This is a genomic window from Streptomyces sp. NPDC050164 (assembly GCF_044459945.1).
Classification (GTDB): domain Bacteria; phylum Actinomycetota; class Actinomycetes; order Streptomycetales; family Streptomycetaceae; genus Streptomyces; species Streptomyces coeruleorubidus_A.
In genome coordinates, this window is record NZ_JBITJK010000008.1 from 175,619 (window position 1) to 192,854 (window position 17,236).

At 71.4% G+C, this 17,236-nt stretch carries 20 protein-coding genes and 1 pseudogene; 10 read left to right on the forward strand and 11 right to left on the reverse strand.

Going from position 1 to position 17,236, the window contains the following annotated elements; genetic code table 11:
• Window positions 1-25 precede the first annotated feature (25 nt).
• The gene (locus ACIBNA_RS15075; RefSeq protein WP_399165651.1) at window positions 26-214 is read right to left on the reverse strand and encodes a hypothetical protein; all 189 of its coding nucleotides are present in this window, start codon (window positions 212-214) and stop codon (window positions 26-28) included.
• Window positions 215-472: 258 nt separating this feature from the next.
• Between ACIBNA_RS15075 and ACIBNA_RS15080 the strand changes: the two genes are divergently transcribed.
• A complete protein-coding gene (locus ACIBNA_RS15080) occupies window positions 473-1,126 on the forward strand; it encodes an RNA polymerase sigma factor (RefSeq protein ID WP_399165652.1) in 654 nt (217 codons plus the stop codon).
• Window positions 1,127-1,143: 17 nt separating this feature from the next.
• On the forward strand, window positions 1,144-1,608 hold the full coding sequence (locus ACIBNA_RS15085; RefSeq protein ID WP_399165653.1) for a hypothetical protein: 465 nt from the start codon (window positions 1,144-1,146) through the stop codon (window positions 1,606-1,608).
• 762 nt (window positions 1,609-2,370) lie between these two features.
• Here the strand turns inward: ACIBNA_RS15085 and ACIBNA_RS15090 are convergent.
• Window positions 2,371-3,618: a helix-turn-helix domain-containing protein gene (locus ACIBNA_RS15090; RefSeq protein WP_399165654.1), complete on the reverse strand. Its 1,248-nt coding sequence runs from the start codon at window positions 3,616-3,618 to the stop codon at window positions 2,371-2,373.
• 213 nt (window positions 3,619-3,831) lie between these two features.
• Here ACIBNA_RS15090 and ACIBNA_RS15095 point away from each other — a divergent pair, with 213 nt between their 5' ends.
• Window positions 3,832-4,287 carry a hypothetical protein gene (locus ACIBNA_RS15095; RefSeq protein ID WP_399165655.1) on the forward strand — a complete coding sequence of 152 codons (456 nt, stop codon included), beginning with the start codon at window positions 3,832-3,834 and terminating at the stop codon, window positions 4,285-4,287.
• Window positions 4,284-4,934: a DUF6415 family natural product biosynthesis protein gene (locus ACIBNA_RS15100; RefSeq protein WP_399165656.1), complete on the forward strand. Its 651-nt coding sequence runs from the start codon at window positions 4,284-4,286 to the stop codon at window positions 4,932-4,934. Before ACIBNA_RS15095 ends, ACIBNA_RS15100 begins: the two co-directional genes overlap by 4 nt.
• On the opposite strand, the gene ACIBNA_RS15105 is transcribed toward ACIBNA_RS15100, so the two are convergent.
• Entirely contained in the window at window positions 4,854-6,218 is a 1,365-nt protein-coding gene (locus ACIBNA_RS15105; RefSeq protein WP_399165657.1) for a hypothetical protein, read from the reverse strand. The two genes, ACIBNA_RS15100 and ACIBNA_RS15105, sit on opposite strands and share 81 nt — an antisense overlap.
• Before the next feature lie 114 nt (window positions 6,219-6,332).
• On the opposite strand from ACIBNA_RS15105, the gene ACIBNA_RS15110 reads away from it, so the two are divergent.
• Window positions 6,333-7,565: a molybdopterin-dependent oxidoreductase gene (locus ACIBNA_RS15110; protein ID WP_399165658.1), complete on the forward strand. Its 1,233-nt coding sequence runs from the start codon at window positions 6,333-6,335 to the stop codon at window positions 7,563-7,565.
• Between the two features lie 331 nt (window positions 7,566-7,896).
• Here the strand turns inward: ACIBNA_RS15110 and ACIBNA_RS15115 are convergent, their stop codons facing one another.
• The 3 genes and pseudogenes from ACIBNA_RS15115 to ACIBNA_RS15125 all read right to left on the reverse strand — a co-directional run bounded on the left by ACIBNA_RS15115 (window position 7,897) and on the right by ACIBNA_RS15125 (window position 10,252).
• Window positions 7,897-8,661 (reverse strand): class I SAM-dependent methyltransferase, encoded by a 765-nt coding sequence (locus tag ACIBNA_RS15115; protein ID WP_399165659.1) that lies wholly within the window; start codon window positions 8,659-8,661, stop codon window positions 7,897-7,899.
• A 284-nt stretch (window positions 8,662-8,945) separates the two neighbouring features.
• Window positions 8,946-9,548 (reverse strand): annotated as a pseudogene (locus tag ACIBNA_RS15120) (DUF2064 domain-containing protein); the annotation flags it as partial.
• Window positions 9,545-10,252: a glycosyltransferase family 2 protein gene (locus tag ACIBNA_RS15125; protein ID WP_399165660.1), complete on the reverse strand. Its 708-nt coding sequence runs from the start codon at window positions 10,250-10,252 to the stop codon at window positions 9,545-9,547. The pseudogene ACIBNA_RS15120 and the gene ACIBNA_RS15125, both read right to left, overlap by 4 nt.
• 123 nt (window positions 10,253-10,375) lie before the next feature.
• Between ACIBNA_RS15125 and ACIBNA_RS15130 the strand changes: the two genes are divergently transcribed.
• Window positions 10,376-11,107 carry a response regulator transcription factor gene (locus ACIBNA_RS15130; RefSeq protein ID WP_399165661.1) on the forward strand — a complete coding sequence of 244 codons (732 nt, stop codon included), beginning with the start codon at window positions 10,376-10,378 and terminating at the stop codon, window positions 11,105-11,107.
• Complete coding sequence (locus ACIBNA_RS15135; RefSeq protein WP_399165662.1) at window positions 11,104-12,216, forward strand: sensor histidine kinase; 1,113 nt, start codon at window positions 11,104-11,106, stop codon at window positions 12,214-12,216. The genes ACIBNA_RS15130 and ACIBNA_RS15135 overlap by 4 nt, the downstream gene beginning before the upstream one ends.
• Before the next feature lie 55 nt (window positions 12,217-12,271).
• Here ACIBNA_RS15135 and ACIBNA_RS15140 read toward each other — a convergent pair whose 3' ends face one another.
• The 4 genes from ACIBNA_RS15140 to ACIBNA_RS15155 form a co-directional block, all read right to left on the reverse strand.
• On the reverse strand, window positions 12,272-13,273 hold the full coding sequence (locus ACIBNA_RS15140) for an NAD-dependent epimerase/dehydratase family protein (RefSeq protein ID WP_399165663.1): 1,002 nt from the start codon (window positions 13,271-13,273) through the stop codon (window positions 12,272-12,274).
• Between the two features lie 78 nt (window positions 13,274-13,351).
• Complete coding sequence (locus tag ACIBNA_RS15145) at window positions 13,352-13,978, reverse strand: glyoxalase (protein ID WP_399165664.1); 627 nt, start codon at window positions 13,976-13,978, stop codon at window positions 13,352-13,354.
• 85 nt (window positions 13,979-14,063) lie between these two features.
• On the reverse strand, window positions 14,064-14,234 hold the full coding sequence (locus tag ACIBNA_RS15150) for a hypothetical protein (protein ID WP_399165665.1): 171 nt from the start codon (window positions 14,232-14,234) through the stop codon (window positions 14,064-14,066).
• A gap of 37 nt (window positions 14,235-14,271) precedes the next feature.
• Complete coding sequence (locus ACIBNA_RS15155; RefSeq protein ID WP_399165666.1) at window positions 14,272-14,628, reverse strand: PRC-barrel domain-containing protein; 357 nt, start codon at window positions 14,626-14,628, stop codon at window positions 14,272-14,274.
• A 189-nt stretch (window positions 14,629-14,817) separates the two neighbouring features.
• Between ACIBNA_RS15155 and ACIBNA_RS15160 the strand changes: the two genes are divergently transcribed.
• Both ACIBNA_RS15160 and ACIBNA_RS15165 read left to right on the forward strand, forming a co-directional pair.
• Window positions 14,818-15,834 carry an acyl-CoA desaturase gene (locus tag ACIBNA_RS15160; protein ID WP_399165667.1) on the forward strand — a complete coding sequence of 339 codons (1,017 nt, stop codon included), beginning with the start codon at window positions 14,818-14,820 and terminating at the stop codon, window positions 15,832-15,834.
• A gap of 41 nt (window positions 15,835-15,875) precedes the next feature.
• Window positions 15,876-16,274, forward strand: coding sequence for a DUF5994 family protein (locus tag ACIBNA_RS15165; RefSeq protein WP_399165668.1), 399 nt, complete (start codon window positions 15,876-15,878; stop codon window positions 16,272-16,274).
• A 52-nt stretch (window positions 16,275-16,326) separates the two neighbouring features.
• On the opposite strand, the gene ACIBNA_RS15170 is transcribed toward ACIBNA_RS15165, so the two are convergent.
• Entirely contained in the window at window positions 16,327-16,578 is a 252-nt protein-coding gene (locus ACIBNA_RS15170) for a hypothetical protein (protein WP_274817833.1), read from the reverse strand.
• 130 nt (window positions 16,579-16,708) lie between these two features.
• Between ACIBNA_RS15170 and ACIBNA_RS15175 the strand changes: the two genes are divergently transcribed.
• Window positions 16,709-17,215 carry a DUF5994 family protein gene (locus ACIBNA_RS15175; protein ID WP_399165669.1) on the forward strand — a complete coding sequence of 169 codons (507 nt, stop codon included), beginning with the start codon at window positions 16,709-16,711 and terminating at the stop codon, window positions 17,213-17,215.
• Window positions 17,216-17,236 lie beyond the last annotated feature (21 nt).

Here is a 17,236-nt window from a genome sequence, read left to right on the forward strand (position 1 = left end):
AAGGTCCGGCGGTAGGTGTCCGGGTTCAGTCCAGTGCGGCTCGTACTGCGGCGAGGACGGCTGTCTCGTCGGCACCGGTCGCGCGGGCGGCAGCGACGTATCCGGTGAGCGAGCTGGGTGAGCCGAGCGGCGTCGGGATCTGCCACCGGGGGACCGAGAGCGGGGCGGCAAGGACGAAGAGGGACCACGCGGCCGTGCGTTCCGGTCCGCACAAGCTGGACGTCCTGAGGAGGCCAACCCAGACGACCGTCGCTCACCAGCAGTGATCGATGCGGTGCTTGTAGCGGACGCCAGCTGCGGGGCGGCGCTGACTAGAAGAGCGTCGACAAAAAATCTTGGTCGGAGGTGATCGGAACTGCGGCTCTGCTCCGTCCTGTCTTACAAGCCCGGGGTTTCCCGCCCTGGGCCCATCGGACTCGGTGCCCTCTGGGACCACGGGCCCGAGCCGGCCTACGGGAAGGAGGGGCCGTCGGTGCATATCGGCGACCACTTCGAAGACTCTCAGGAGGACGGGGCGCTGGAAGCGTCTCTTCCTGCTGGTGAGTCGGCAGACTCGGTAGCCACACCGAATCTGAACTCTGGACATGAGTCAGCCACTCGTGCCGCAGAGGCGATATCTCTGGAAAATCGCGCCAACTTCGTAAAGCACTGCGAAGAGAACACGGCGCGTCTCACCGGAGCCGCTTACCGTGTCACTGGCAACCATTGCGACGCACAGGACACGGTCCAGAACGTTTGGATGAAGTTCTGGGAAGCCTGGTCTGATGCAGATTTCAGGGATCGCGTTCTGAACAATCGAGGCTACTCCTACAGTGCCGTCGTTCGCGCAGCGATAGACGTAATCCGTAGTGAAAAGTCTCGGTCCGAACGAGAAGAAAAGGAGGCCAGGAAAGTAGTTGTCAAGGGTGGCGACTACTTGTGCGTCGAGGACGATGACAGCTTTCGCGGGATGCTCGACGTCCTGCAGAGCCTGAATCCGACTTGGCGTCTGGTCATCCACCTGCGTTACTCGCGGGAGTTCAAAATCGCAGAGGTAGCAGCCCTCCTTCGGATTTCGGAGGCAACTGCACGCCGCTACGAGAAGAGGGCCCTCAAGGCTCTTGAGGAAGCCTACAAGGGGAACTAAGAAGGGAGGAAGCCATTGTGAACGTTGCTGAACGGCTCACCCTGGCGCTCAACTCCCGATCTTCCTCAGGCGACCGGCCCGACCCCGAGCAATTCCTTGACGAGTTCTTCTCGGAAATAGGGATTGCTCGGGGCGCGGCAGACTGCGGCGCAGCCGATTCCGGTGGCTGCCCGCAGTCGGCCGGGGTCGAGGAAGACGACCAGGAGGTATGGATCACTCACCCGACGCGGGAGGACCTCCTGGAGGAGCTGCGGCACCTACTGCCCGCAGCTACGAAGGAGAAGGGAGGTGTACTTACAAGGATTGCAGAGATCGTCGAGCAGGTTGACGACGAAACGGCAGCGTTCGTGTGGTGGCTCCACGCGGCACATGCTGGTGACGAAGTGGCCGTCGCAATCGTCGATGAACTTGCCCTCGATCCGTCTGCCGAACGGCCCAGCGTTTCGCAGACCATCCACCAGCTTCACCATACGATTCGCTGAACATTTTCAGCGTATCCAGTCCGACTTGCGGCTCGTCGCATGTGCCGCAGTCTCAATAGTAGAAAGTTGATCAGTGATCAATACAGCTGTCTTAATCGGCAGCGAAGCTAGCTACTCTCACCGGTAGCTGTCGAAGTAGTTCACGGGGTACATCAATCTCATGTTTCTGGCCGGGGGAGGGTCGCGCCTTCGAGGGGAAAGCGTGACCATGCCAGACTGCACCCTTAGAGGTTGATGTAGCAGTTGGAGGGCCTGGATGCGCGGGGGAGCGCGTCCGGGCCCTTCATCCTGTTCAACCCTGCGCTGCAAGTTTTGGGTCCGTGGCTCCGTCCTTACATCGAGACCAAGGAGGAACCACATGCGTTATCTATTCAATGTTTCCCAGCAGGAGCAGAGGCCGCAGCGATGACTATGCCCCTTATCGTTGCTCTCGCGCTTGCAGGCGTCGGTGTACATATCGTCTATCGAAATCCGCAGCTGGGCGCCGCCATCGTGGTAGGCCTCGGGATCTTCACTGCGCTGTACCTTGTTTGGGAGAACGACCCGACCGTCTTCCAGACCAGCGTGCCGTCGGTTTCGTCCACGGCCCCGGCGCAGATTCCCCCAGCCAGCCAGACTGGACCGCCGGCCTCCGGGGCATCACCATCTGCCGCTACGGCTGCACCGAACGCCTCACCGCCCGGGCCGTGAGCGTGTGATCGTCGGTCCCCGTCGGCGCTGGGCAGGCGTGCGTGCCCTCGGACGCTGTGGTAGAGGGCCTATTCAGTCGTGTTCTCGTAGTGCGGCGACCAGTTGGTGTCCTTCCCTGGCCCTGTGACGAAGGAGAACGGCTGCTGTGGTGTGGAGTTCGTTCCAGGAGTGGGGGCGGCCGATGGCTGCGGCGTCGGAGACGGTTGTCGCGGCTACTGAGAGGGCCTGAGCTGTTTCACCGGCGCTGGCGAAAGCGTGTGCGAGGCACGCGCGGTACCAGGTTCTGTCGCGCCGGTACTCCTGCGGCAGGGCGTCCAGTCCGGTCGTGAGGTGGTCGATGGCTGTCTGCCAGTGGCGTAGGTGTAGTGCGGCCATGCCGCGTTGCAGGGTGAACCAGGTTTCGCCGTAGAAGTACATCCACGGTGGTTCGTCCTCTGGATGTTCGGTGGCCCGGTTGATGAGGGCCTGTGCTTCGTCGAGAAGGCGTTGGGCGTCGTCGGCGTCCCCGTTGAGGGCGTGGCCTCGGGCGGCCATCTGGGCGGCCATGCCCTGGACGCCGAGCGAGGTACCCGGTGCGGACCAGCGGGCGGCTTCGGCGAGTCGTACGCATCGGGTGCCGCGTCCACCGGACCAGGCCATGTGGGCCTTCATGCTGAGGGTGGTTGCGGCCATGTTGGGGTCGCCGGCTTCCAGGGCCCATTCGTGGCTGCGGTCGTACCAGGCCAGTGCTGCTGCCGTCTGGCCCTGGTCCTGGGCCATCCAGGCGAGGAACTGGGCGTGTTCGGAGGCGAGGCGGACCACGCGGTCGGCGAGGGGGCCTCGGGCGCCCGCGTAGAGGTCGACGACGGTGTGGAGCTGGTTGCGCATGACACCGACGAGGGGGCGGGAGCCGATCACGTCCTCGGCGCGGCGGTGTTCGGCGAGCAGGCGATCCAGCCAGTCCAGGGTGGGCACGTCCACGCGGTGCGTTGTGTCGACGACGCTCGTCACGCGGGCCAGGAGGTCCTCGTCGGGGCCGGGGCCGGTAAGCGCGAGTGCGGGGACCGGTGCCGTCTTCGCTTGTGCCCCTGGGGTGTGAAGGGACGGTGGGATACCGAGCCCGGCGGCGATGCGCTGCCGTACTGCTCGCGAGCTCACTCGGCGTCGGCCGCGTTCGATGTCGGAGACGTCGGGTTGGACCAGGCCGACGAGTTCGCCGAGCTTGGTCTGGCTCAGACCGGTGAGCTTCCGGTAGGTGCGGAAGACCTGGCCCCAGTCTTCGTCGGTGACCGCTGTGGCGAGTACGGGATGGGACCAGAGGTCCGTGCGGAAGTCCCCCATAGCTCCAATATAGGGCGGCCCTATAAGGGTTGGGATGGGAGTAAGCGGCGCTTGGCGCAAGGGTCTTCCTGCAAGGACCCCGGCGACCGTGCGACCGGTCCCGGGGCGTGGCCAACGCTGCTGAGGAGCGTCGACATGAGAGAGATTAGGTTCCCGGGGGCTTCTTGCCCATCCTCGGCGAGTGCGCCGGAGTGGGGGAGTGTTGAGCGGTGGGTGGCATCCGCCCATCCGTCACCCGACACCGCGCGTGGAGAGTGGAGCGGCGCCGCGAAACTCGCCGTGATCCCGTTGGGGAAGGTCTTCGAGGCGGTTCGTCTGCCCGAGCGGATCGTGCATCGAGCTGTCGCCAGCGCTGAGCGGTACACCGTGAGCGATCGGCTGGCTCGGTGCCTCGGCGATGCTCCGGTCATTCATGACCCGGGGTTCCGCCGCTACTACGCCCTCGTACCGCCCGGCACCGCACGGACGTGGTGCGAGCCGATCGCGGAGTGCCTGGGCGAGGGCACCTATCTCGGTGTGCCGCGAGGCGACCGCACGGAGTTCGACGAGCAGACGCAAGCGTCGTACTGGGCTCTCCCCATGCTCCGGCCGGGCAGGCTGTGCGCGGCAGCCGACGTGCAGGCGCTGGTTGTGGCCGGCTGCTGCCCGGGCGAAGAGGACGACTCGTGACCGGATCCGCGAGCAAAGTCGTACCGCTCGGCCTTGAGACGATGCGTGCCTGTGCGGACCGCACGCTCGCCAACGACGCCGAGGTGCTCTCGCCGGACGTGCTGGAGACGCTCACGCTCCAGTTGCGTGGGCACCTCGTGCTGGCCATTCCCGAGGTCGAGACGGTCGTGCATGCACTGCCCGAGGACAGCGTGGCGCGGGTTTGTGCGCTCTTCTGCGTCGGGGATGCCCGGCTGCGGCTGAGTGCCCAGCCTGGCCGCACCCTGTCCGCTCATACGCAACGTCTTGCCCGATCCGTCCGCGCCCTGTGCGACCACTACGAGAACGACGACCACCAGTGCCCGAACGCCCCCGAGCGAGCCGCCTACCTGCGCATGCTCCTGCACTTCCCCGGGTGTCCGGACTGCCGGACCGTGGACGGCAACGGCGAGGCCATCGGCAGATGCCTGACCGGCGACCGGCTCTACGAGGAGTACCGACGGGCACGGCGGCGCCCCGCCCTCGCACCGCCGTTGACCGAGGCTGCCCGCTCTCAAGGGCGCCGGTTCACGACGTACAGGACAGGGTCACCACCCCGTCAGCAGCAAATGGTTGAGCAGCAGCGCGAGCACCGCCTGGGCGGCCAGCCACGCGCGTGGATGGGATAGGAGCGCGCAGGAAGGGAAGAGCCACAGCGCGAAGGGCAGCCAGATGCGTTCCGTTTCCGCCTTGCTCATGCCGGACAGGTCGGCGACCAGCAGGGCGAGGAGGGCGGCGGAGACGAGGAGTGCGAGGCGGGTCTCGGCGGCGCGGCCGGGGGTGTCGGCGCGGCGGTGGCGCAGCACCGTGCCCGCCCGGCGCAGGCCCGCCGCCGTCGCCAGGCCCGTGATCAGCACGGTGCAGGCCAGGTTGGCCCACACCCAGTAGCCGTAGGGACGGATGCCGCCCGCGCCCTGGTGGTAGCGCGTCACCAGCAGGTGGTACGCCTCCCACCAGTCGAACCCGGCGAGCGTGAACGCCGCCGGGACCACGGCCAGTCCGGCGAGCAGCGGCACCAGCAGGGCCGGGCGCTCCCGGATCCCGTGCCGGCCGAGCACCAGCACCGCCGCCGCGATCAGAGCGATGAGCGTGAGGCCGTAGGAGAGGTAGCAGGTCAGACCGAAGAGGAGGCCGGACGCCCCCGCCCACCACAGCGAGCGTCTCGTGACCGCCAGGGCCAGCAGCGCCACCGACCACGCCGCCACCGCCGCGAAGTAGGCGTCGGCCGAGGTGCCCATCCACACGGCGGCCGGGGCCAGCACGAGGAAGGGGGCCGCCCTGCGCGCGAGGGACTCGTCGGCCAGGGCGCGGATCGTGACCAGCACGGCGACGCAGGCCGTCGCCCCGACGGTGATGCACCACATGCCCGCCCAGCCGCCGCCCCGCAGCCCGATCCGGTCGAGCAGGACGAAGGTGAGCGTGGCCGCGGGCGGGTGGCCGGCGATGTGGGCGGGCCAGTTGTCGGGCGACTCCAGGAGGATGTGCTGGGTGAAGTCCCGTAGCGCTGCCGGGATGTCGTCGAAGCGGTCGATGACCTGGAGGTACTCGTAGCGGGTGGTGAGCCGGCGCGCGATGCCCCGGTCCCAGCCGTCGATCAGGGCCAGGGAGCAGATCCACGCCATGGCCGTGCCCCAGGTCAGGGGGAGGAGGGTCCGCCAGGGGAGCCTGGCCGCGAGGGCGGGGCCGTACGCCACGGTGGCGGTGGCCAGGAGTAGCGCCGCCGGAGTGCCGGGGCCCAGGTGGGGGCCCCAGGACGCCAGCAGCGGGGGCCAGTCGACGAACAGCGTACGGCTGGTGTCCTCGATGCGGCGGCCGACCAGGACGGCCGCCGTCACGAGCAGCACGGCGGCCCCGGCGGCGTACAGGTCACGGCGCAGGTCAGGGCGCAGGTCAGGGCGGAGGGAGCGGGTCACAGCCGGAACGCTAGGCCGACGGGGCGGGCGCGCGCCGCCGTCCGGGCCGGACGTCAGCGTTTCGTCATGGGTTGCGCACCCTTTCCCGGGGTGTTCCGGGCCTACGGTCGGGCCATGCGAGACGACCCACGGCTTCCCTCCTCGCCCGGCTTCTGGCGCAGCCCCCTGCGCGGCCCCCGGTTCACCTCGGTGCTGGGCCTCGTCCTGCTCGCCGGCATCACCGTGCTGTTCGTGACGGGCCTGGTCTCGTACGCCGCCTACAACCCGGGCCTGTCGCCGGTGAACGACAAGACCCCGGACAAGGGGATCCTCGGCCTCTACCTCTTCGCCTGGCCGACGAACCCGCACTGGCTGTACCGGCTCAACCAGGGCGTCCACGTCACCCTCGGCATCACCCTGATCCCCGTCCTGCTCGCCAAGCTGTGGTCCGTGATCCCGAGGCTGTTCGCGCTGCCGCCGGCCCGCTCGCTCGCGCACGCCCTGGAGCGGATCTCGCTGCTGCTCCTGGTGGGCGGTGCGCTGTTCGAGTTCGTGACGGGTGTGCTCAACGTCCAGCTCGACTACGTCTTCCCCGGTTCCTTCTACCCGCTGCACTTCTACGGAGCGTGGGTGTTCTTCGCCGCCTTCGTCGCCCACGTGCTGCTGAAGATGCCCACGGCGCTGCGCAACCTGCGGCACCTGCGGGAGGAGCGGAACGACCTCGTGCCGCCCCGCCCCGCCGAGCCGACCGTCTCCCGCCGGGGTGCCCTGTGGTTCGTCGGGGGCGGCTCGCTGCTGCTGTTCGCGACGACGGCGGGGCAGAACTTCGACGGGCCCCTGCGGCGCACCGCCCTCCTCGCACCGCACGGCGGCGGCGATCCCGGCAGCGGCCCGAACGGCTTCCAGATCAACAAGACCGCCGCGTACGCCGGGATCGACACGGCCGAGACGGGCGAGGACGCCTGGCGGCTCGTCGTCACGGGGCCTGCGGGCACCGTCCGCCTCAGCCGGGCCCGGCTTGCCGAACTCCCTTTGTACAGCGCGGCGTTGCCCATCGCCTGTGTGGAGGGCTGGTCGACGTCGGACCAGTGGTGGCGCGGGGTGCGGCTGCGCGATCTCGCGGCGCTCGTCGGGTACGACGACGACCCGCCGGACGTGTTCGTCGAGTCCCTCCAGCGGCGCGGCGCCTTCCGCAGCGCCGCCCTGCGCGCCAACCAGGTGGCCGACCCGCGTTCCCTGCTCGCCCTGTACGTCAACGGCGAGGAGCTGTCCCCCGACCACGGCCACCCGGCTCGGATCATCGTGCCCGCTGCGCCCGGTGTGCTGAACACCAAGTGGGTGGCCCGGATGACGTTCGGAGACCTGTGATGCGACGGCCTGTGATGCGCAAGCCGCGGATCCCCGTCGGAAGCCCCTTCCAGCTTCTCCTCCTCGCCGGCTCGTTCGTGCTCGCCGCCTACGCGGGCGTACGGCTGCTCGCCGGTGACTGGCTCGGCGTGGCACTGTGGTTCGTGGGCGCGGCGCTGCTGCACGACCTGGTGCTGCTGCCGTTGTACGCGGCCCTGGACCGGGCGGTCGTACGGGGGCTCGGCGCGGTCCGGCGCCGGGAGTGGGTGCCGTACGTGCGCGTACCGGCGGCCCTCTCCGGGCTGCTGCTCCTGGTGTGGTTCCCGCTGATCAGCGGCATGGTGGAGCGGCGCTACCGGTCCGGCACCGGGCTGCCGGCGGACGTGTTCCTCGCCCGCTGGCTGCTGATCACCGCCGTCCTCTTCGGCGGCTCGGCGCTGCTGCTGGCGGTGCGCCTGCTGCGGGTGCGCAGGGCGGCGAAGCGGCGCCCGTCGGCCGTCCACTGACCGGCCCGCGTCCAGCTGTGTGCGTACCGGAGCAGGGCGGGCGTGCCGAGCCGGGCCCAGGGGAAGGGATCGCCGGCACCGCGCGCGTCCGTGAGGCCGACGACCCGCACCTGGGCGCGTTCGTCGATGTCCACCGGCGCGGTCTCGGCGATCAACAGGCCGCCGGGGCGCAGGAGCCCGGCCACCCGGTCCAGCAGGGCGCGCGGGTCGCCGCCGATGCCGATGTTGCCGTCCATGAGCAGGACGGTGTCCCAGCGGCCCTCGCCGGGCAGCGGCTCGAACACAGAGCGCCGCAGCGCCTGGCCTCCCATCCGCACGGTGTGGTCGACGGCGGCGGCGCTGACGTCGATGCCGAGGACCGCCCGGCCCCGGGCGGCGAGCTCGGCCACCAGCCGGCCGGGCCCGCATCCCACGTCCAGCACGGTCCCCTCACACCGGTCCAGCACGTCCCGGTCCACCGCATCCGCCCGAGCACACCACCGCTCCACCTCCAGCGGCAGCAGCCAGCCGTCGGCCCGCCGCAGGAACAGCGGCCCGTGGCCGGCACGCAGGGCATCGGCGTAGGGATCGGCGGCTGCCCAGGCGACGGCGGTCGCGGGCGGGGCGCTCATCGGGGCACGGCCGGGCGAGAGGCAGGCGCGGTGGCCGGCCGGGAGTCGGCGACGGTGCCGGTCTCCGGCGTGTCCGCACCGGCTGACCGATCGGTCTGCGGCTCGGGGTGCGGACCGGTTGACCGCCCGGTCTCCGGCTCGGGGTGCGGACCGGCTGACCGCCCGGTCTCCGGCTCGGGTTCCGGACCGGCTGACCGATCGGGCTTCGGCCCGAGTTCCGCACCGGCCGGCGGCCCGGGTTCCGCACCGGCCGACCGACCCGACTCCCCACCGGCCCACCCCCTCGCCGTACACCGAGCCAGCCGCGCCGCGAACCGCCCGCCCGGGGCCAGCGCGGCGACAGCGTGGGCGTCGGCCTCCGTGTCGACGTCGCGCAGGCGGGGCAGGTCGCGGACGCGCAGGCCCGCCGCGACGAGCCGGTCCCGTTGGACCGCCCCCGTCGCGGAGGTCGACATGGGCACGCCCCGCAGCAGGGCGGGGTCCGGGCGGGCCAGGCCGAGGGCCCAGAAGCCGCCGTCCTCGGCCGGGCCGAACCAGGCGTCGCAGCCGGCGAAGTCCACGGTGAGCAGCTCCGGCGTCACCTGCGGGGTGTCCATGCCGATGAGCAGCGCCGGGCCGGCGCAGCGCGCGAAGGCGTCCGCCAGCCGCTCGTCGAGACCGCCCGCGCACTGCGGTACGACGTCGAAGCCGGGCGGCAGCCAGGGGCCTGGCGTGCCGTCGAGGACGAGGACCCTGCGGCCGGCCGGGGTCGCCGCGACCGCGTCCAGGGTGTCGGCGAGGGACGCCTCGGCGAGGGACGCGGCCTGGCGGGGCGTGAACGGCGGGGTGAGCCGGGTCTTGACCCGGCCGGGGCGCGGCTCCTTGGCGATGACGAGGAGTGCGGTCACCATACGCCCCTCTCGACGGCCGGAGCAGCCTCGCCGGGGGCTTCGCCCAGCACGCGGCCCATGTCCCGTACGGCCTGGAAGGTGCCGCGCCACGTGCCCGTCACCTTCGAGGCCCCGGTGCGCGGCAGATACGGCACGTCGTGCTCGGCGATCCGCCAGCCGGCGTCGGCCGCGCGCACCACCATCTGGAGCGGATAGCCGCTGCGCCGGTCGGTGAGGCCGAGGGCGAGCAGCGGCTCGCGGCGGGCGGCGCGCAGGGGGCCGAGGTCGTGCAGCCGCAGCCCGGTGCGGCGGCGCAGCATCCGCGCGAGCGCGAGGTTCCCGGCACGGGCGTGCGCGGGCCACGCGCCCCGCCCCTGCGGACGTCGCCGCCCGAGGACCAGGTCGGCCTCGCCGTCGCGCACCTCGCGCACGAAGGGGACGAGGAGCGACGGATCGAGGGAGGCGTCGCAGTCGCAGAAGCACACCACGTCGGCGGTGGCTGCGGTCAGCCCGGCGTGGCAGGCCGCGCCGAAGCCCCGGCGCGGCTCGTGCACGACGGTCGCGCCGAACGCACGGGCGACCTGGGCCGAGCCGTCGGTGGAACCGTTGTCGACGACGAGTGCGCGCCAGCCCGGCGGGATCCGTTCGAGCACCCAGGGCAGGGCCTCGGCCTCGTTCAGGCAGGGCAGCACCACGTCGACGTCGGAAGAAGTCGTCGTCACGGTTTCACCCTACGAACGCGAATCAGGCATAACGGACTTCGGCTCCTTACGAAACGCGGACGTCGGCGGCAACGGAGGCGCCCGGACGGGGCATCGCCGGCGGCCCGGTGCGAGGCTGGAGCCATGCAGCAGCCCCATCAGTACGAGGAGACCCCCGACGGGTCCCCGCGGATCCTGGTCGTCGACGACGATCCGACGGTCGCCGAGGTCGTCGCCGGGTACCTGGACCGCGCCGGTTACGTCGTCGACCGCGCCGACGACGGTCCGACCGCCCTCACCCGTGCCGCCGCGCACTGGCCGGACCTGGTCGTCCTCGACCTGATGCTGCCCGGGATGGACGGCCTGGAGGTGTGCCGGCGGATGCGGGGACAGGGGCCGGTCCCGGTCATCATGCTCACCGCCCGCGGTGACGAGGACGACCGCATCCTGGGCCTGGAGGTCGGCGCCGACGACTACGTCACCAAGCCCTTCAGCCCCCGCGAACTGGTGCTGCGCGTGGAGTCGGTGCTGCGCCGCAGCCGGCCCGCCGCCCCCGGGCACCAGCTCGGAGCGGCCGGTCTGACCGTCGATCCGGAAGCCCGCCGGGCCACCAAGAACGGCACCGAACTCGCCCTCACCCTCCGCGAGTTCGACCTGCTCTCCTTCTTCCTGCGCCACCCTGGGCGGGCCTTCGGCCGCGAGGACCTGATGCGCGAGGTGTGGGGGTGGGACTTCGGCGACCTGTCGACCGTCACCGTCCACGTCCGCCGCCTGCGGGGCAAGGTCGAGGACGACCCGGCCCGCCCTCGCCTGATCCAGACCGTGTGGGGCGTGGGCTACCGCTTCGACCCCACGGGAGAGGAGGCCCGATCGTGAACGACACCCTCCTCATCGCCCTGTACGCCTTCGCCGGTGCCGCGGCCACCGGCCTGGCCGGGGCCGGTGCGCTGCGCCTGATCCGGCGCCGCTCGCTCACCGCCTCGCTCGCCGTCGTCGCGGCGGTCGGCGTCGTCGCGATGCTCGCGGGCACGCTCGCCGTCGCCTGGGCGATGTTCCTGTCGCCGCACGACCTGACCGTCGTCACGACCGTCGTCGCCATGGCGGCCGTCGTCTCCCTGGTGACCGCGCTGCTGCTGGGCCGCTGGGTCGTCGCCCGCAGCCGTGAACTCGCCGTGGCCGCACGCTCCTTCGGCGACGGCGGGGACTTCGCCGCCCCCGACGGCCCGACGACCGCCGAACTGCACCACCTGAGCCGCGAACTGGCTGCCACCAGCGCCAGACTCGCCGAATCCCGCGAGCGGGAACGCGCGCTGGAGACCTCCCGGCGCGAACTCGTCGCCTGGATCTCGCACGACCTGCGCACCCCGCTGGCCGGCCTGCGCGCCATGTCGGAGGCCCTGGAGGACGGCGTCGCAGCCGATCCCGACCGCTACCTCAGACAGATCCGCACCGAGGTCGAACGCCTCAACGACATGGTCGGCGACCTCTTCGAACTCTCCCGCATCCACGCCGGCACGCTGCCCCTGGCCCCCACCCGGATCTCCCTGTACGACCTGGTCGGCGACGCGCTGGCGGGAGCCGACCCGCTCGCCCGGGAACACGGGGTGCGGCTGGTGGGCGGCCGTATCGAGCCGGTGCCGGTGGAGGTGGACGGCAAGGAGATGAGCCGGGTGCTGGGCAACCTGCTGGTCAACGCCATCCGCCGGACCCCGGCCGACGGCACGGTCGCCGTGACCGCGGAGCGCTCCACCGAGGGCGTGGTGCTGTCGGTGACGGACGGCTGCGGCGGCATCCCCGAGGAGGACCTGCCGCGCGTCTTCGACACCGGCTGGCGCGGCACGCACGCCCGGACGCCCCCCGCCGGAGCGGGCCTCGGCCTCGCCATCGTCCGGGGCATCGTGGAGGCGCACCAGGGCCGGGCCACCGTACGGAACATCCCCGGCGGCTGCCGTTTCGAGGTGGTGCTGCCCGCCGCCGCTTCGTAACGCGGGCAGCACCACCGGTCTTTCGCGAGCCGGACCCAGGGGAGGGCGAGAGCTCCTACGCGTCCCGCATCCCGGCCCGCGCGAACTCCGCCATGCCTTCCTCGAACCCGACCTCCGGCTTCCACCCCGACTCACTGCGCAGCCGCGCGGAGTCGGCGGTGATGTGCCGTACGTCCCCGAGCCGGTACTCGCCGGTGACGACGGGGTCGGGCCCGCCGTACGCGGCGGCCAGCGCCCGGGCCATCTCGCCGACGGTGTGCGGGTCGCCGCTGCCGGTGTTGTACGCCGTGAGCACACCCGGGGCGGCCTCCGCCTCCAGCGCCACGGCATTGGCCTGAGCCACGTCCCGGACGTGCACGAAGTCCCTGCGCTGCCGCCCGTCCTCGAACACGCGCGGTGCCTCGCCCCGGGCGAGCGCCGAGCGGAAGAAGGAGGCGACACCGGCGTACGGGGTGTCGCGGGGCATGCCGGGCCCGTACACGTTGTGGTAGCGCAGCGACACCGCCGAACCGCCCGTGCAGCGGGCCCAGGCGGCGGCCAGGTGCTCCTGGGCCAGCTTGGTCGTCGCGTACACGTTCCGTGGATCGGCCGGGGCGTCCTCGCCGACCAGCCCGGGGACGAGGTCGGCCCCGCACACCGGGCACGGCGGCTCGAACCGGCCGGCGTCGAGGTCGGTGACGGCACGCGGCCCGGGCCGTACGACCCCGTGCCGGGGGCACTCGTACCGCCCCTCCCCGTAGATCACCATCGACCCGGCCAGCACGAGACGCGGTACCCCCGCCTCCGCCATGGCGGTGAGCAGCACGGCGGCCCCGAGGTCGTTGTGGGAGACGTACTCCGCCGCGTCGGCGACCCCGTCGCCGAGCCCGACCCGCGCGGCCTGGTGACACACGGCGTCCACACCGGCCAGGGCACGTCCGACGGCCGCCGGGTCCCGCACGTCGGCGCCGGCGTCCTCCCGGACGTCGAACACGACCGCCTCGTGCCCGCGCTCGCGCAGGGCGGCGACCACATGGGACCCGATGAACCCGGCACCGCCGGTGACCAGTACGCGCATACGGTCACGCTAGGCCCGCGACCTCGCCGCGCCACGGGATGGCGCCCGCACGTCACGACTCCGTAAGATCGCGCCCGCTCACAACGACGCGGTCTGCGACGCGGTCGCCCACGCGAACCCGTCCGGGTCGGTGAAGGGCCCGGCGTCACCGTTGATCGTGAGCCGGTGCGATCCGGTGCCGTCGGGAGATACACCGACGAGCTTGGCCAGGCCCCGGCGCTTGTACAGCGCCGGCTTGACGGAGCCCGACCCGGTGTCGAACTCGACGTACTTGCTGCCGAAGCTCTTCGCCACGGGGAGGTCGTGCTCGACGTAGAACCGCTTGCTCCCGGCCATGTCCGCGACGCCCAGCAGGAGCACGATCTCGTCGATCCGCCGGGTGGCCGGCCCGGTGTCCTTCTTCGACGACGACGCGATCTGCCAGATCGTCCCGTCCGGCGCCCGCACGACACCCCCGTAGCCCCACAGCGACTTGGCGGCGGGCTTCAGCGTCGCGGCACCGGCTTCCACGGCGGCGCCGACGAGGGCGTCGACATCTGCCGGCTGGGACACCACGAGCGACAGCGTGAACCCCCGAAAGCCGGTTGTCGGCGTCTTTGAGGGCTGCACGCGCACCTGACCGCCCAGTCCGAACGCGCTGGTGTAGAAGCGGCGGGCGGCGGCGGGGTCGTCCACCTCGAGGGTGACGGATTCGATGGAAGTCATGATGCTGACGCTAGGCGCGGCACGAGACATGCGCTTCTCGAATCCTGACCGGAACGAGGACACCCCCGGCCGGGGAGACCCACCGTCAGCGCACGGGCCGCCGCCCCGCATGTCGGGACAGCCGTACCGCGAAGAAGATCACGTCGAAGCCGAGGAGCACGATGCCGATGGCCAGGAGATAACCGAGGCCCTCCGCTGCCACACCGATGATTCCCAGGACGACGGCCACGAGGACGACCAGAAGGAAGAGTGCCATCACCGCGGACCACCTCTCCTGCGCCACGTGCCTACGGTCACCGGCGGGCGAGCCGGCGCTCGCCCCCTGCTCCCGGCCGGTACGTCATGCCGTAGTGCTGGAAGACCTCCTCCTCCTGCTCGGCCGGCAGGACGTCGTCGGTCCCGATCGACGGGGCTTTGCGCACCTGTCCCCTGGTGTAGGAGACCTTGACGTAGCCCGGTCCGAGAACGGCGTCGTCGAGGGGGACGAAGATCAGGCGCCGGCGCGTGGGCAGCCCGGTCCGGACGGTGGCCATGGCCGGTTCGTCGGTGGCCGTGTCCACATAGACCGCTTCGAGCATGCCGATCCTGCGCTGCTTCGGATCGACCACGTCACGGTCGCGCCATTCGCGGATGTCGGCTGAACGGATCATGCCGTGCTCCCTGTTTGGTCCCGCCATTTCACCGTACTCCGGCCCGGCCGGAGTACGGTGGGAGGACGAGGACTTTCCGTATGCCGGAATATCTGACCGGCTCCGGACATCGCGCACCACCCACCCGTCCTCGCATGGGCAGCCCGTGACCCCGGCCGCGCCATCCGCATCCAGGCCGAGGAGCCACGTATGCCACCGCCTCGCATTCCGGACACGTCCACGACGGTCGCACCGTCGGGCCCCGCCCCGCCGCCCCCGTCGCCCCAGGGCTACGACGGGACGTCCCCCTTCCCGCCGGACGGCCCGGCGCCCGCCCGCGACGGCGGTGAGCGGCTGTACGTCGCGGTGACGGGCGTGATCGTCGTCCTGCCGTTCGTGGCGATCGCGCTCGCCGGCTGGCTGCTGTGGGGGAGTCTCATCCATCCCACCGACATCGTGCTCGCCATCGTCATGTACACGATCACCGGTCTCGGTGTCACCGTCGGCTTCCACCGCGGCCTCACCCACGGCGGCTACCGGGCCGCCCGCCCCGTGCGCATCGCGCTCGCGGTGGCCGGGTCGATGAGTTTCCAGGGCGACGTCATCGGCTGGGTAGCCACCCACCGCCGCCACCACGCCTTCACCGACCGGCCGGGCGACCCGCACTCCCCGTACCGCTACGGCACGCATCTGCGCGGCCAGCTGCGCGGGTTGCTGCACGCGCACGTCGGCTGGCTGTTCCGCAACGACCGTACGCCGCCGGAGCGCTATGCCCCCGATCTGCTGGCCGACCGCGACATCCGGGCCGTCGCCCGCGCCTTCCCGGTGCTGTGCGTCCTCACGCTCGCCCTGCCGTTCGCGGTGGGCTGGGCCATCGGCGGCACGTGGCTGTACGGCGTGACCGCCCTGCTGTGGGCGGGACTCGTGCGCATCGCGCTGCTCCACCACGTCACCTGGAGCGTGAACTCCCTCTGCCACCTGATCGGTGAGCGCCCGTTCCGCACCCGGCGCCACGACCGGGCCACCAACCTGTGGCCGCTGGCCCTGCTCTCGTTCGGCGAGAGCTGGCACAACCTCCACCACGCCGACCCCACCAGCGCCCGCCACGGCGTCGACCGAGGTCAGGTGGACCCCTCCGCCGCCGTCATCCGCCTCCTCGAACGCCTCGGCTGGGTGTACGACGTGCGCTGGCCGACCGCTGAGCGGGTCGCGGCCCGTCGCGTCTGACACCGACCACCCGACCCTCACGACCGTCGGCAGGAGCCCTCATGAGCACCGCGCTACAGCCCCCGCTTCCCTCCGCCCCGGTGCTCCGGATGCGTCTCGCACCCCGCAGCGGCATGCCCCGGCCCATCGACGGAGCGTGGTGGCCCCGCTCGTACGACCTGCCGGCGGAACTCCCGACGCTGCTGGCCGGGTTGCCGCGGGCGTGGGGCCACATCACCAGCGTCACCGTCAACGGGGCGATGTGGTCCGCGGCACCCGGCCGGATGCTCGTCTTCAACCAGGTCGTACAACTGCACAGGGCTCTCGCGGCGTCCGCCCCGCACACCGTCGTCCTGCTCGCCCCCGGCCGGGGGCGCTGGGACCTGCTGGTCGTGCCGCCGGATACGACCGAGGAGGCCGCGGAACCGCTGATGGCGGCCGCGGCGAGCGATCAGGTGTGACCGCGACACCGGGCATCGTCACACTTCCGTCGAGCACTCACCGGGCACCGTCTCACTGCCGCCGGTGGCCGTCCTCCATGGACTGGCTGGTCTCCAGCCAGGACCGTGCGGGTTCTGCCGCGCGGGTGGTGTCCACGGTGAGGTCGAGGCGGGTTCCTCCGTCGGGGCCCGCAGGATAGCTGCGCTGCTCGGTGGCGGCGAAGCAATGGCGGAGAACCTCCGCGACCCGGCGGGCGACCTCGGGCGAGGCGGCGACGATGCGGACCTCGGCGTGTCCGTCCGAGGGTGGTTCCGTGAACTGCATGGCGACCTCAGAGTTCGATGTCCCGGTGTGAGATGGGCCGGATCTCTCACTTCCGGAGAGTACCGTGAAACGAGGAAGCCACTCGGCTTCCTCATTCCCCGGCCGGATTCCCAGCAAGCAGGCGAGAGCGATGTCCGACTCCGACTCCCCGCGTGTGACCAGGCTCCTGCCGGACGCCGTCCACCAGGCCGTGCGGCCCGGAACGGCTGTCGTACGGCTGGAGACGACCCACGACCGGCAGGGCGTGCTCGACGGGGCGTGGTGGCCGCGCTCCCGCGACATCGCCGCCGAGCTCCCCGGCCTGATCACCGCGCTGACGGAGTACCTCGGGCCCATCACCCGTGTCGGCCTGGACGCCGGCGCCTGGGAAGAGCTGCCGACGCGGATGACCATCGACGACCGTGTCGTCCACATCGACTCCTCCCCGATCGGCGACGACACCGTCCTCGTCACCCGGGGCGGGCAGGATCTCTTCTCCCTCCTCGTTGTCCCGCCGCACGCGACGCCCGACGCCGCGCGCGCCGCCATGGCCGAGGCCGTCCGCGCCGACAGCGTGACGCAGGCCGAACAGATCCTCATCGACACCGGCACCGAGCGCGAGTCCGGGCGCCACGGAACTCCCGAGCGCCCCCGGTGAACGGCCGGGAAGCATCGCCGG